Source organism: Streptomyces sp. NPDC002911 (genome assembly GCF_053591835.1).
The window spans coordinates 36,570-50,708 of record NZ_JBSFUO010000002.1 but is presented as its reverse complement, the minus strand read 5'-3'; the positions used below and the strand labels follow the sequence as shown (position 1 = coordinate 50,708).

Sequence of the window (14,139 nt, the reverse complement as noted above, 5' to 3'; positions counted from 1 at the left end):
ACGTGCGGACAGCCAAAGGACAACGCGCCATGAGGCTGCGCATCTACGGCATCCGTACCGTCTGGGACACCGTCGGAGACGGTGAGTTCTTCTGCCCGTGCTGCGGGGGCGACCGCAACTACCGCCGCCTCACCGGCCGCAACCGCCTCACCGTCCTCGGACTGCCGCTGCTCGCCCGGGGCAGCGCGGGGCCCGTCGTCGAATGCGCCGCCTGCGGGACACACTTCGCACCGGACACCCTCGACCACCCCACCACCACCCGCTTCTCCGCCATGCTGCGGGAGGCAGTGCACACCGTCACGCTGGCCGTGCTCGCCGCGGGCGGCACCACCTCCCGTACGGTCCTGGAGACCGCCGTGGCCACCGTCCGCGACGTGGGACTCGACGACTGCTCCCAGGAGCAGCTCTTCACCATCGTCGAGGTGCTCGCCGCCGAGACGGGGGCCGGTGACGGGACCGACCCCGCGGCCGAGGCCTGCGGCGCCGCCCTCGCCATCGAGCTCCATGAGGTCCTGGAGCCGCTCGCGCCGCACCTGGCCGAGGCCGGCCGTGAGGCGGTCCTGCTGCGGGGCGCCAGGATCGCGCTCGCCGACGGCCCGTACAGCCAGGCGGAGCGCCAGGTGCTGACCACGGTGGGCAGTGCGCTCCAGCTCTGCCCCGCCGACACCGCGAAGCTGCTCGAGGCGGCACGTACGCCCTCGTAGATCCTCCGTACGCCCTCGTAGGCCTCGTAGGACCTCCCGGTGCCCCGGTGGGCGACAATGGGCGTATGAGCTTGTTCCGGGACGACGGCGTCGTGCTGCGTACGCAGAAGCTGGGCGAGGCCGACCGGATCATCACGATCCTGACCCGCGGCCACGGGCGGGTGCGTGCCGTGGCCCGCGGGGTGCGCCGCACCAAGTCGAAATTCGGGGCGCGGCTCGAACCCTTCTCGCACGTGGACGTGCAGTTCTTCGCACGTGGCAGCGAACTGATCGGCCGTGGCCTCCCCCTGTGCACCCAGAGCGAGACGATCGCTCCGTACGGCGGCGGCATCGTCTCCGACTACGCCCGCTACACCGCGGGCACCGCGATGCTGGAGACCGCCGAGCGGTTCACCGACCACGAGGGCGAGCCCGCGGTCCAGCAGTACCTGCTGCTCGTCGGCGGGCTGCGCACCCTGGCGCGCGCCGAACACGCGCCGAACCTCATCCTGGACGCGTTCTTGCTGCGTTCCCTCGCCGTCAACGGCTACGCCCCGAGCTTCGTCGACTGCGCCAAGTGCGGAATGCCCGGACCGAACCGGTTCTTCTCCGTCGCGGCGGGCGGTGTCATCTGCGGCGACTGCCGGGTGCCCGGCAGCGTCGTACCCTCGGCGGAGGCCGTCGAACTGCTGAGCGCGTTGCTCACCGGTGACTGGGAGACGGCGGACGCGTCCGAGGCGCGTCATGTCAGGGAGGGCAGCGGACTCGTGTCCGCCTATCTGCACTGGCATCTGGAGCGCGGTCTGCGCTCGCTGCGGTACGTAGAGAAGTGACACAGGGAGACGAGAGAAGCCCATGGCAGTACGCGGGATGCTCGGCGGCCGTAACCGGCGTGAGTACAAGACCCCCGAGCCGCACCCCTCCGGCGCCACCCCGCCGAAGATCCCCGGCGAGCTCGTGCCCAAGCACGTCGCCGTCGTGATGGACGGTAACGGCCGATGGGCCAAGGAGCGGGGACTTCCACGCACGGAGGGCCACAAGGTCGGTGAGGGTGTCGTCATGGACGTCCTCAAGGGCTGCATCGAGATGGGCGTCAAGAACCTCTCGCTGTACGCGTTCTCCACGGAGAACTGGAAGCGCTCGCCGGACGAGGTGAAGTTCCTCATGGACTTCAACCGCGACGTCATCCGCCGCCGCCGTGACGAGATGGACGAGCTCGGCATCCGTATCCGCTGGGTCGGGCGCATGCCGAAGCTGTGGAAGTCCGTCGTCCAGGAGCTCCAGGTCGCCCAGGAGCAGACGAAGGACAACGACAAGATGACGCTGTACTTCTGCGTCAACTACGGCGGCCGGGCCGAGATCGCCGACGCCGCGCAGCGCATCGCGCAGGACGTCGCGGCAGGGAAGCTCGACCCCTCGAAGGTCAACGAGAAGACGTTCGCGAAGTACATCTACTACCCGGACATGCCGGACGTGGATCTCTTCGTGCGCCCCAGCGGGGAGCAGCGCACGTCCAACTACCTGATCTGGCAGAGCGCGTACGCCGAGATGGTTTTCCAGGACGTCCTGTGGCCGGACTTCGACCGCCGCGACCTGTGGAACGCCTGCCTGGAATTCGCCCGGCGCGACCGGCGCTTCGGCGGCGCCGAGGACATCACCAAGGGCTGACAGGCGCGGAGGGGGCCCCGGTGCCGGGGCCCCCTCCGGGGACGGTCGTCCTGCGCCCGCGATCAGCCCTCGGTGCCCGCGCACTCCGCACAGGTGCCGAAGATCTCGACGGTGTGGGCCACGTTCACATATCCGTGCTGCGCCGCGATGGTCTCGGCCCACTGCTCCACGGCCGGACCCTCCACCTCGACGGCCTTGCCACAGACGCGGCATACCAGGTGGTGATGGTGGTCACCCGTCGAGCAACGCCGGTAGACGGCCTCACCGTCCGTCGTGCGCAGGACGTCGACCTCGCCGGCGTCGGCGAGTGACTGGAGCGTGCGGTAGACCGTGGTCAGCCCGACCGAGTCGCCACGGTGTTTGAGTACATCGTGCAGATCCTGGGCGCTGCGGAACTCGTCGACCTCGTCGAGCGCCGCCGCGACCGCCGCCCGCTGCCGGGTGGACCGGCCGCGCACCGGAGCCGCGTTCGTGCCACTGATCGGCGCCGTCGCCACAGCTGCCTCCTCGTGTCGCCCGTACGTGTGTCGGGCCATTGTGCCAGCCCGTAACGGCGGCACGGTCACACCCGTGCGTCGTCCGGGGCCGGGCGGGCCCCCGGTACCTCAAGGGTGCACCGGTCCGCCTCACTCCCGTGGTTCTTGGCACGCCTGCGCGCCAGCGGCGTGGCGAGCGCGGTCAGCACGACGAACGCGGCGATGGCCAGCAGCACGATCGTCGCGCCGGGCGGCACGTCCTGGTAGTACGAGGTCACGGTGCCGGCCACGGTGACGGCCGTACCGATGACCACGGCCAGGACGAACGTGACCTTGAAGGACTTCGAGATCTGCTGGGCGGCGGCGACCGGCACCACCATCAGCGCGCTGACCAGCAACAGGCCCACGACCCGCATGGCCACGGTGACGGTGACCGCAGCCGTCACGGCGACCAGCAGGTTCAGTACGCGCACCGGCAGCCCGGTGACCCGGGCGAACTCCTCGTCCTGGCTGACCGCGAACAGCTGCCGCCGTAGCCCCACCGTGACCAGGACCACGAAGGCCGCCAGCACGACGATCGCGGTGACGTCCTCCTCGGAGACCGTCGACAGGGAGCCGAAGAGGTACGAGGTCAGATTGGCGTTGGAGCCGGTGTCCGAGAGGTTGATCAGCATCACCCCGCCTGCCATACCGCCGTAGAACAGCATGGCCAGGGCGATGTCGCCGCGGGTGCGCCCGTACCAGCGGATGAGTTCCATCACGACCGATCCGGCCACGGCGACGAGCGTCGCCATCCAGACCGGGTTGGTGGACAGCAGGAAGCCGAGGCCGACACCCGTCATCGCGACATGGCCGATGCCGTCGCCCATCAAAGCCTGGCGGCGCTGGACCAGATAGATGCCGATGGCCGGGGCGGTGATCCCGACGAGGACGGCAGCGATCAGGGCCCGCTGCATGAAGGGAGGGTTCAGGAATTCCAGCATGATCAGCTCAGCAGTCCCGTCCGGACGGGCTCGGAGGCCGCGTGGGGGTGTACGTGGTCGTGGCCGGGCAGGGCGTGCTGGCCCACGGCCTCGGGGGGCGGTCCGTCATGCAGGACGCAGCCGTCGCGCAGGACGATCGCCCGGTCGATCAGTGGCTCCAGCGCGCCGAGTTCGTGCAGGACGAGCAGCACCGACGCCCCGCCGCCGACCTGTTCGCGGAGTGTCGAGGCGAGGATCTCCTGGCTGGCCAGGTCGACGCCGGCCATCGGCTCGTCCATGATCAGAACCTCGGGCTCGGCGGCGAGCGCGCGGGCTATCAGGACCCGCTGGTGCTGGCCGCCGGAGAGGGCGTTCACGGAGTCCTCGGCGCGGTCGGTGAGGCCGACGAGCTCGACGGCCCGGTCCACTGCCGCCCGGTCGGCCTTGCCGAGCGGCCTGAACTTCGTGCGCGACAGCCGCCCGGAGGCCACGACCTCGCGGATCGTGGCGGGGACGCCGCCGGCCGCCGTGGTGCGCTGCGGTACGTACCCGACGCGGGCCCACTGCCGGAAGCGGCGCAGCGGAGTGCCGAACAGCTCGACGGCCCCGCCGTCGAGCGGCACCTGGCCGATGACCGAGCGCACGGCGGTGGACTTACCGGAGCCGTTTGCCCCGAGCAGGGCCACGACCTCGCCACGGTGGACGGCGAGGTCGACACCGCGCAGTACCGGTCGCGCGCCGAGCGTCGCCGTGGCTCCGCGCATGCTGATCACGGGTTCTGGCGTACTGGGCTCAGGCATGATCGCCTCCGGGTGCTGCGGCTGGGTCGGGGTGCTGCTCGGGTCACTTCGCGCCGAGGGCCTTCTGCAGCGCGGCCAGGTTGGACTCCATGACCTCGATGTAGTCAGCGCCTGCGGACTTGTCGGTAATTCCCTCCAGCGGGTCCAGGACGTCGGTCTTCAGGCTGAGGTCCTTCGCCAAGGTCTTGGCGGTCTTGTCGCTGGCGAGCGTCTCGAAGAATACGGTGGTGGCCTTGTTCTTCTCGGCGACGGTGTGGATCTCGTCGATCCGGGCCGGGCTGGGCTCGGTCTCGGGGTCGAGGCCGGCGATGCCCTCCTGGGCGAGGCCGTAGCGCTCGGCGAGGTACCCGAAAGCGGAGTGCGTGGTGATGAACGTCTTGGTCGCGGTGTTCTTCAGCCCGGCCTCGAAGGCCTTGTCCAGCTTGTTCAGCTCGGCGACCAAAGTCTCGGTGTTCTTGCGGTAGTCCGCGGCGTTGTCGGGGTCGGCCTTCTCGAGAGACTTCCCGACGCCCTCGGCGACCTCGGCGTACTTCACAGGGTCCAGCCAGATGTGCGGGTCGAGGGCGGCCTCCTCCTCGGCGTGCTCCTCGCCCTCGTGCGCCTCGTGCTCCGCGCCGTCCTCGGCGCCGTGGTCGTGACCGTGGTCGTGGCCGTCGACCTCGGAGCCATGGCTCTCGAGGGTGGTGAGGGTGGCCGCGTCCACGGTGTTCTTGACACCGGCCTGGGTGACGGCGTCGTCGACGGCGGGCTGGACGTTCTTGAGGAACAGAATGTAGTCGGCGTCGCTCAGACCGCCGATCTGCTGGGGGGAGAGCTCGAGGTCGTGCGGCTCCACGCCCGGTTTCGTCAGCGAGGTGACCGAGACGTGGGACCCGCCGATCTCCTCGGCCAGGAACTGCATCGGGTAGAAGGACGCCACCACGTTCAGCTTGCCGTCGCTCCCTCCCTCGGCCGCGTCGGAGGAGGAGCAGGCGGAAAGCGCGGTGAAGCCGAGGGCGACTGCTCCCGCGACGGCGGCGGTGGGTATGAGGCGACGTACGTTCATGACAGTCATTTTCAACAAATGTGGAAACGATTGTCAACAAGGCTGATGAGATGCCCGGAACCGAGCCCCATGACCGCGATGCGCCCCACCGATTTGATACAGGGGGTGCGCCCGCCGGTAATCTGGTGCATTCGCCCGCACGTCTGTTGAGCATCACCCCCCACCCAGGCGCTTCGCGCCGCCCCCTGTCCCATTTCGTCGTCGTAATGAAGAGAGCACCGTGGCCGCCGACAAGATCGACACCATCGTCAGCCTGAGCAAGCGCCGTGGCTTCGTCTACCCCTGTAGTGAGATCTACGGTGGCCAGAGGGCCGCCTGGGACTACGGGCCGCTGGGCGTCGAGCTGAAGGAGAACCTCAAGCGCCAGTGGTGGCGCTACATGGTCACCTCGCGCGAGGACGTGGTCGGTCTCGACTCGTCGGTCATCCTGGCCCCCGAGGTCTGGGTCGCCTCCGGTCACGTCGCCACGTTCTCCGACCCGCTCACCGAGTGCACCTCCTGTCACAAGCGCTACCGCGCCGACCACCTGGAGGAGGCGTACGAGGAGAAGCACGGCAAGCCGCCCGTGAACGGCCTGGCCGACCTCAACTGCCCCAACTGCGGTAACAAGGGCACCTTCACCGAGCCCAAGCAGTTCTCGGGCCTCCTCTCCACCCACCTCGGCCCGACGCAGGACTCCGGCTCGGTCGCCTACCTGCGACCCGAGACCGCGCAGGGCATCTTCACCAACTTCGGCCAGGTGCAGCAGACCTCGCGCAAGAAGCCGCCGTTCGGCATCGCGCAGATGGGCAAGTCCTTCCGGAACGAGATCACTCCGGGCAACTTCATCTTCCGCACGCGTGAGTTCGAGCAGATGGAGATGGAGTTCTTCGTCAAGCCGGGCGAGGACGAGGAGTGGCAGGAGTACTGGATGGAGCAGCGCTGGAACTGGTACACCGGCCTGGGCCTGCGCGAGGAGAACATGCGGTGGTTCGAGCACCCGAAGGAGAAGCTCTCCCACTACTCCAAGCGCACCGCTGACATCGAGTACCGCTTCCGCTTCGGCGGCAGCGAGTGGGGCGAGCTCGAGGGCGTCGCCAACCGCACCGACTACGACCTCAACGCGCACTCCAAGGCCTCCGGTACGGACCTCTCCTACTACGACCAGGAGAAGAGCGAGCGTTACACGCCGTACGTCATCGAGCCCGCGGCCGGTGTCGGCCGCTCGCTGCTGGCCTTCCTCCTCGACGCCTACAACGAGGACGAGGCGCCCAACGCCAAGGGCGTCATGGAGAAGCGCGCCGTGATGCGCCTCGACCCGCGCCTGGCGCCGGTCAAGGTCGCCGTCCTGCCGCTGTCCCGCAACCCGCAGCTGTCGCCGAAGGCCAAGGGCCTCGCCGCCGACCTGCGGCAGAACTGGAACATCGAGTTCGACGACGCGGGCGCCATCGGCCGCCGCTACCGCCGTCAGGACGAGATCGGTACGCCGTTCTGCGTCACCGTGGACTTCGACACCCTCGACGACAATGCGGTGACCGTGCGTGAGCGCGACACGATGAAGCAGGAGCGCGTCTCTCTGGACCAGATCCAGAGCTACCTCGGCTCCCGCCTCCTGGGCTGCTGACCGCACCCTTTCCTCACCACGAAGCCCCCGGTTCCGCCGCACGGAACCGGGGGCTTCGTGCAGACTGGGCGCACTCGTCCACAGGAGGCCACGATGCCGTCCATGACCACGAGCAAGGTCAGCAGATGGGATCAACACGGCCGTGAACACGTCGTGCACGTAAGGAAGTCGGGGATGCAGCGGCAGCTGACCTGCGACACCTGCGGATGGCGCAAGGGGGCGCAGTTCCTTCCCTGGCTGAAGGCCGAGGAGCACCTGACCGAGGCGCACCAGGCCACCGTCGACCCGACTGCCTGAGACGGCACCGGGGGTGGCCGCAAAAAGCGGATGAGGTGCCCCCTGCGGCCGGGGTACCTTTTCGCTATGTCTTCGTTCTTCCAGATCTACGAGTGAGCGCGCGACGGGCCCGGCTGCCCGTCGCCCATCGGATCGATACACCACACGTCATCCTCATTTCCTCACCACGAATGGGAGAACCCCGTGGCCAAGAGCCGCAACAGCCTTCTCGGCGTGGGCGGACAGCGCAAGAAGCTGTCCCGCGCCGAACAGCAGGGCGCGGACCCCGCACGCAACAAGGACCGCAAGGCCGCCGAGGACAAGAAGCAGGAGCTGGTGCGCAAGATGCGTGAGCGCGCCGCCGAGGCCGCACCGGCGCAGGACGCACCGGCGCAGGACGCGCCGGCCGGGAGCTGACCTCCTCGCACCACCCGTACGACCACGGGCCCGTTTCACTTCGGTGATCCGGGCCCGTGTCCTGCCGTGACGCCCGGGCGGGGCCGCTCCGCCTCGACCACACCGATCTGTGGCGGGGCCCCTGGGCCGGGCCGCGCCAGGTGACGTACGTCCCCCGCACGGGCCGCATCCGCGCCGTCGCCCGGGTGCGGGACAATGGGGCCATGACCACGCTCGCCCCTGCCCTCCCGCTGCTCCGGATCGGCCCGCACACCGTGCAGCCGCCGGTCGTGCTCGCCCCCATGGCCGGCATCACCAACGCGCCCTTCCGCACCCTGTGTCGTGAGTTCTCCGGCGGCAAGGGGCTGTTCGTCAGCGAGATGATCACCACGCGGGCGCTGGTCGAGCGCAACGAGAAAACCATGCAGCTCATCCACTTCGACGCGAGCGAGACCCCGCGCTCCATCCAGCTGTACGGTGTGGACCCGGTCACCGTCGGCAAGGCGGTCCGCATGATCGTCGACGAGAACTTCGCCGACCACATCGACCTGAACTTCGGCTGCCCGGTCCCCAAGGTCACTCGCAAGGGCGGCGGCTCCGCGCTCCCGTACAAGCGGCCCCTGCTCCGCGCGATCCTGCGTGAGGCCGTGGCACAGGCGGGCGAGCTCCCGGTCACCATCAAGATGCGCAAGGGCATCGACGACGACCACACCACCTACCTCGACGCCGGTCGCATCGCCGTCGAGGAGGGCGTCACAGCCGTCGCCCTGCACGGCAGGACCACTGCCCAGCACTACGGCGGCACCGCGGACTGGGACGCCATCGCGCGCCTCAAGGAGCACGTCCCGGAGATCCCCGTCCTCGGCAACGGGGACATCTGGAGCGCTGACGACGCCCTGCGGATGATGCGCGAGACGGGCTGCGACGGAGTCGTCGTGGGCCGCGGCTGCCTCGGGCGCCCCTGGCTCTTCGGCGACCTGGTCAGCGCCTTCGAAGGCACGGGGACGAGGCAGGCGCCCGCCCTGCGTCAGGTCGCGGACGTCATGCTGCGCCACGCGACGCTGCTGGGGGAGTGGATCGGCGACGAGAGCCGTGGCGTGATCGACTTCCGCAAGCACGTCGCCTGGTACCTCAAGGGCTTCGCCGTCGGCTCGGACATGCGCAGGAAGCTCGCGGTCACCTCGTCGCTGGAGGAGCTGGGCGGGCAGCTCCAGGAGCTCGACCTGGACCAGCCCTGGCCGGACGGCGCGGACGGCCCCCGGGGCCGTACCTCCGGCAACAACCGGGTGGCGCTGCCGGACGGCTGGCTCAAGGACCCGTACGACTGCGCGGGTGTGAGCGCCGACGCGGAGCTGGACACGTCGGGCGGCTGAGCGTCGGCCTGGCATCAGGGGGCACCGGGTGCCCCAAAGAGAAGCTCGCTCAGATGAGCGGGCTTTTCTCATGGAATCCGGTGCGTTCCCTGGCGTTTTCCTCGGTCGACGCGCGCAACCGCCGTCTCCTCGAGTCACGTCATCACGTTCCGTCAGTGTGTGGTGGCTGCGAGGTGATTCATTGCAGACGTGCAGGCGTCCGGATGGTGACATCTGAGCGCGGGTATGGGCGTGATTCTCGCCACCCCTGAGGGGTGCATGGCTCAGATGAGCGTCCTTGTGGATGCTGTACTTCTCAAATGGTGGCACTGGGTGCCAGGCGAGTTTACTTTGATCGATCAAACCATCCCTTACTCAGCGTGTGCGAGCTGCATGTTTCTGCCTACCTTTCGTGATAATGGCTTCAAGGGGTGAATGATCCCTCTCGTCATGGAGTGCCGGCGCGTTACTTTCGATCTGCTGGCGGATGGGTGGTTGAGGCCTCACGACGCGCAGGTGGCCGTACCCAGACACCTTCGATCTGGGTATGTTCCTCGCCGTCAGGGCAGCCACCGCGTCCTCGAGGAGTCGAGACCCGTGTCGGAAAACAAAGATCCCCAGAAGTTCGTCTACGACTTCACCGAGGGCAACAAGGATCTGAAAGATCTTCTGGGCGGCAAGGGTGCCAACCTCGCCGAGATGACCAACCTCGGGCTGCCCGTCCCTCCGGGCTTCACCATCACCACCGAGGCCTGCAAGGTCTACCTCGACAGCGGTGACGAACCGGCCGAGCTGCGCGAAGAGGTCGGTGCACACCTCGAGGCGCTCGAGAAGCGGATGGGCAAGAACCTCGGCCAGGCCGACGACCCGCTGCTGGTCTCGGTCCGGTCCGGTGCGAAGTTCTCGATGCCCGGCATGATGGACACGGTCCTCAACATCGGCCTCTCCGACGCCTCGGTCGTGGGCCTCGCCGCCCAGGCCGGGGACGAGCGCTTCGCCTGGGACTCGTACCGCCGCCTCATCCAGATGTTCGGCAAGACCGTGCTCGGGGTCGACGGTGACCTCTTCGAGGAGGCGCTGGAGGCCGCGAAGCAGGCCAAGGGCGTCACGGTCGACGTGGATCTCGACGCGGCCGACCTGAAAAAGCTGGTCAAGCGGTTCAAGGAGATCGTCACCCGGGACGCCGGGCGGGACTTCCCGCAGGACCCGCGCGACCAGATGGACCTGGCCATAAAGGCGGTCTTCGACTCGTGGAACACCGACCGGGCCAAGCTCTACCGCCGTCAGGAGCGCATCCCCGGCGACCTCGGCACGGCCGTCAACATCTGTTCGATGGTCTTCGGCAACCTCGGCCCCGACTCCGGTACGGGCGTCGCCTTCACCCGTGACCCGGCCAGTGGCCACCAGGGCGTCTACGGCGACTACCTGCAGAACGCGCAGGGCGAGGATGTCGTCGCGGGTATCCGCAACACGGTGCCGCTCGCCGAGCTCGAGTCGATCGACAAGGCGTCGTACGACCAGCTGATGAAGATCATGGAGACGCTGGAGACCCACTACAAGGATCTCTGTGACATCGAGTTCACGATCGAGCGCGGTCAGCTCTGGATGCTCCAGACCCGGGTCGGCAAACGCACCGCCGGTGCCGCCTTCAGGATCGCCACCCAGCTCGTCGACCAGGGCCTCATCGGCGAGGCCGAGGCGCTCCAGCGGGTCAACGGGGCCCAGCTCGCCCAGCTGATGTTCCCCCGCTTCGACGACGAGGCCAGGACGGTGCTCCTGGGCCGCGGCATCGCCGCGTCGCCGGGGGCGGCGGTCGGCAAGGCCGTCTTCGACTCGTACACAGCCGTCAAGTGGTCGCGGTCGGGCGAGAAGGTCATCCTCATCCGCCGCGAGACCAACCCCGACGACCTCGACGGGATGATCGCCGCCGAGGGCATCCTGACCTCACGCGGAGGCAAGACCTCTCACGCCGCCGTCGTCGCCCGCGGCATGGGCAAGACCTGTGTCTGCGGCGCGGAGGAGATCGAGGTCGACACCAAGCGCCGCCGGCTCACGGTCGGGGACACCGTCGTGGAGGAGGGCGACCTCGTCTCCGTCGACGGTTCCACCGGCAAGGTGTACCTCGGTGAGGTGCCCGTCGTGCCGTCCCCGGTCGTCGAGTACTTCGAGGGCCGCATGCACGCGGGTGCCGACGACGCCGACGAGCTGGTCGCCGCCGTGCACCGGATCATGGCGTACGCCGACCGGGTGCGCCGTCTCCGGGTACGGGCGAACGCGGACAACGCCGAGGACGCCGCACGGGCCCGCCGCTTCGGCGCCCAGGGCATCGGCCTGTGCCGCACCGAGCACATGTTCCTCGGCGAGCGCCGCGAGATGGTCGAGAAACTGATCCTCGCGGACACCGACGACGAGCGTGAGGCCGCGCTGGCCGCGCTCCTGCCGCTCCAGAAGGCCGACTTCATCGAGCTGTTCGAGTCGATGGACGGGCTGCCCGTCACCGTCCGGCTGCTCGACCCGCCGCTGCACGAGTTCCTGCCCGACATCACCGAGCTCTCCGTACGGGTCGCGCTCGCCGAGTCCCGCAAGGACGCCAACGAGAACGATCTGCGCCTGCTGCAGGCCGTGCACAAGCTGCACGAGCAGAACCCGATGCTGGGCCTGCGCGGTGTCCGTCTGGGGCTGGTCATCCCGGGGCTGTTCGCGATGCAGGTCCGTGCGATCGCGGAAGCGGCCGCCCACCGCAAGAACGCCAAGGGCGACCCGCGCCCCGAGATCATGATCCCGCTCGTCGGCACGGTCCAGGAGCTGGAGATCGTCCGCGAGGAGGCCGACCGGGTCATCGCGGAGGTCGAGGCGTCCACCGGTACCCAGCTGAAGCTGACCATCGGCACGATGATCGAGCTGCCCCGCGCCGCGCTGACCGCCGGTCAGATCGCCGAGGCCGCGCAGTTCTTCTCCTTCGGCACGAACGACCTCACCCAGACGGTGTGGGGCTTCTCCCGCGACGACGTGGAGGCCTCGTTCTTCACCGCGTACCTGGAGAAGGGCATCTTCGGGGTGTCGCCGTTCGAGACGATCGACAAGGACGGCGTCGGCTCACTCGTACGCAGCGCCGTGGAAGCCGGCCGGGCCACCCGCCCGGACCTCAAGCTCGGCATCTGCGGTGAGCACGGCGGGGACCCCGAGTCGGTCCACTTCTTCCACGAAGTGGGTCTGGACTACGTCTCCTGCTCACCGTTCCGCATTCCGGTCGCCCGGCTGGAAGCGGGCCGGGCCGCCGCCGGATCGCGGGGCAGCGACAGCCGCTGAACGAGGGCGGCCGGCGCCCGGCACGACTCCGGATACCGCCGGCGGATCACAAGGACCCTCATCGGTCCGACGGCGGAACCGGATTACCCGGAAGCGGCGGCACCCTGTGCGGGGGTGTCGTCGCTTCGTCAATTGCAGGGCGAACCCGCGGGTGGTTGGCTTTTCACCGTCCGCTGAGTAAATCGGGTACGGCCCGGGTGCGGCCCGGGGATCCCCACCCCGGGCCGCACCCGCTTACCGCTGCCGGGTACGGAGCCGCACCGTCGCTCACCGCCGCCGAACGGGTAAAGCCCCCCACGGCCCTCACCCGCTCTTCCGGTGTCGCCGGATGCGTACCCGACGTCGTACAGCTTTTCGGGTGGCGGGGATACGGGCGAGACATTTCAACTGTGGCCGAAACCCCCTGGTGACCTCCTGTGACGCTGTGTATACCCTTCGGCGGGGGGAATTGCGGGTGTAACAGGTGGGGGATCGGTGCTGCGTATCCATGTGTCCGGAGTGGACCTTTCGCGTGTGCGGATGGCCACGAGGCCTGACGCGATGTGGGAGACCATTCTCAGTTTTCACCGGTTGAGAGACCGGCGGGGTTCCACGGTGTTCGGGAAATGGCGGAAGGAATCCCGCGCCCGGTTGAATGGCGAAGCACGTCTGCTGTCCGCGGTCGTTCCGCAACGCGGCTATTTCCCCGACTTCCTGACGCCGTCCGGGGGAGGCGCCGAGTCATTCGGACTCGATGCCGGAATGGAGGTGCTGCGCGACACACCCGTGGACCGTATCCGCGAGGAACTCGGACTGCTGGCAGGGAGCGCCCCCCTCGCGCGGCAGCCGTCCGGCGGACACACGCCCGATGCCCTGCCGGAGGCGCTGGCGGAGGGGCGTACGGAGCCGTTGGGGCGGCTCATCTCCTCCCTGCGGGCCTATCACCGCGCCGCGGTCGAGCCGTACTGGCCGCACATCCGGGCGAGCGTCGAGGCCGACCGGGCCGTCCGGGGCCGCGCGCTGCTGGACGGCGGCACGGACGAGCTCCTGGCCACCCTGCCGCCGATGATCCGCTGGCGGGCTCCCGTGCTGGAGGCGGATTACCCCGTCGACAGGGAACTGCGCCTCGGCGGGCGAGGGCTGGTCCTTCAGCCGTCATACTTCTGCCGGGGCACCCCCGTCGTCTACCGCGACCCTGGCCTCCCGCCGGTCCTCGTCTACCCGGTCACCCACCCCGGAGCCCCGGCCGTCACCGCCCCCGGCCCCTGGCTCGGCCGGCTCGTGGGGCACACCCGCTCCGCGGTCCTGCGGGCCATCGGCAACGGCTGTACGACGAGTGAGCTGGCCCGCAGGACCGGGGTCTCCCTGGCGTCGGCGAGTCAGCACGCCTGTGTGCTCCGCGAGGCCGGCCTGGTCCGCACCCTGCGCCACGGCGGCTCGGTCCTGCACACCCTCACCCCGCTCGGCGCCGCCCTGATCAGGGGCGGAGCCCCGCTCGCGGTGCCCTGAGGAACTGCTCGCGTCCGGAGCGATGAGTTCTGCCCGCCGGCGTCGTCTACCTCTCGTAAGCGCGCGGACAGAGCGCGCGGG

Annotated in this window: 13 protein-coding genes; 9 read left to right on the top strand and 4 right to left on the bottom strand. The window is 69.0% G+C overall.

What is annotated here, in order from left to right:
* The first annotated feature begins 29 nt into the window (after nucleotides 1-29).
* The 3 genes from ACWD04_RS03195 (at nucleotide 30) to ACWD04_RS03185 (ending at nucleotide 2,351) form a co-directional block, all read left to right on the top strand.
* Nucleotides 30-704 (top strand): TerB family tellurite resistance protein, encoded by a 675-nt coding sequence (locus ACWD04_RS03195; protein WP_451127536.1) that lies wholly within the window; start codon nucleotides 30-32, stop codon nucleotides 702-704.
* A 65-nt stretch (nucleotides 705-769) separates the two neighbouring features.
* The gene (gene recO / locus ACWD04_RS03190) at nucleotides 770-1,516 is read left to right on the top strand and encodes a DNA repair protein RecO (protein ID WP_014156371.1); all 747 of its coding nucleotides are present in this window, start codon (nucleotides 770-772) and stop codon (nucleotides 1,514-1,516) included.
* 22 nt (nucleotides 1,517-1,538) lie between these two features.
* Nucleotides 1,539-2,351: an isoprenyl transferase gene (locus ACWD04_RS03185; protein WP_451127533.1), complete on the top strand. Its 813-nt coding sequence runs from the start codon at nucleotides 1,539-1,541 to the stop codon at nucleotides 2,349-2,351.
* A 62-nt stretch (nucleotides 2,352-2,413) separates the two neighbouring features.
* On the opposite strand, the gene ACWD04_RS03180 is transcribed toward ACWD04_RS03185, so the two are convergent.
* From ACWD04_RS03180 to ACWD04_RS03165, 4 genes are all read right to left on the bottom strand, one after another.
* Entirely contained in the window at nucleotides 2,414-2,848 is a 435-nt protein-coding gene (locus ACWD04_RS03180; RefSeq protein WP_451127531.1) for a Fur family transcriptional regulator, read from the bottom strand.
* Between the two features lie 65 nt (nucleotides 2,849-2,913).
* Nucleotides 2,914-3,813 (bottom strand): metal ABC transporter permease, encoded by a 900-nt coding sequence (locus ACWD04_RS03175; RefSeq protein ID WP_451128382.1) that lies wholly within the window; start codon nucleotides 3,811-3,813, stop codon nucleotides 2,914-2,916.
* Nucleotides 3,813-4,589 carry a metal ABC transporter ATP-binding protein gene (locus ACWD04_RS03170; RefSeq protein WP_451127529.1) on the bottom strand — a complete coding sequence of 259 codons (777 nt, stop codon included), beginning with the start codon at nucleotides 4,587-4,589 and terminating at the stop codon, nucleotides 3,813-3,815. The genes ACWD04_RS03175 and ACWD04_RS03170 overlap by 1 nt, the downstream gene beginning before the upstream one ends.
* A gap of 43 nt (nucleotides 4,590-4,632) precedes the next feature.
* Nucleotides 4,633-5,634 carry a metal ABC transporter substrate-binding protein gene (locus ACWD04_RS03165; RefSeq protein ID WP_451127527.1) on the bottom strand — a complete coding sequence of 334 codons (1,002 nt, stop codon included), beginning with the start codon at nucleotides 5,632-5,634 and terminating at the stop codon, nucleotides 4,633-4,635.
* 220 nt (nucleotides 5,635-5,854) lie between these two features.
* On the opposite strand from ACWD04_RS03165, the gene ACWD04_RS03160 reads away from it, so the two are divergent.
* From ACWD04_RS03160 to ACWD04_RS03135, 6 genes are all read left to right on the top strand, one after another.
* On the top strand, nucleotides 5,855-7,237 hold the full coding sequence (locus ACWD04_RS03160) for a glycine--tRNA ligase (protein WP_451127525.1): 1,383 nt from the start codon (nucleotides 5,855-5,857) through the stop codon (nucleotides 7,235-7,237).
* Between the two features lie 93 nt (nucleotides 7,238-7,330).
* Nucleotides 7,331-7,534, top strand: coding sequence for a hypothetical protein (locus ACWD04_RS03155; protein ID WP_073747065.1), 204 nt, complete (start codon nucleotides 7,331-7,333; stop codon nucleotides 7,532-7,534).
* Nucleotides 7,535-7,717: 183 nt separating this feature from the next.
* A complete protein-coding gene (locus tag ACWD04_RS03150) occupies nucleotides 7,718-7,930 on the top strand; it encodes a DUF6243 family protein (RefSeq protein WP_451127523.1) in 213 nt (70 codons plus the stop codon).
* A 203-nt stretch (nucleotides 7,931-8,133) separates the two neighbouring features.
* The gene (gene dusB / locus ACWD04_RS03145) at nucleotides 8,134-9,282 is read left to right on the top strand and encodes a tRNA dihydrouridine synthase DusB (RefSeq protein WP_451128380.1); all 1,149 of its coding nucleotides are present in this window, start codon (nucleotides 8,134-8,136) and stop codon (nucleotides 9,280-9,282) included.
* A gap of 576 nt (nucleotides 9,283-9,858) precedes the next feature.
* The gene (gene ppdK / locus ACWD04_RS03140) at nucleotides 9,859-12,570 is read left to right on the top strand and encodes a pyruvate, phosphate dikinase (RefSeq protein ID WP_451127521.1); all 2,712 of its coding nucleotides are present in this window, start codon (nucleotides 9,859-9,861) and stop codon (nucleotides 12,568-12,570) included.
* Between the two features lie 474 nt (nucleotides 12,571-13,044).
* The gene (locus ACWD04_RS03135) at nucleotides 13,045-14,058 is read left to right on the top strand and encodes a helix-turn-helix domain-containing protein (protein ID WP_451127519.1); all 1,014 of its coding nucleotides are present in this window, start codon (nucleotides 13,045-13,047) and stop codon (nucleotides 14,056-14,058) included.
* Nucleotides 14,059-14,139: the final 81 nt, after the last annotated feature.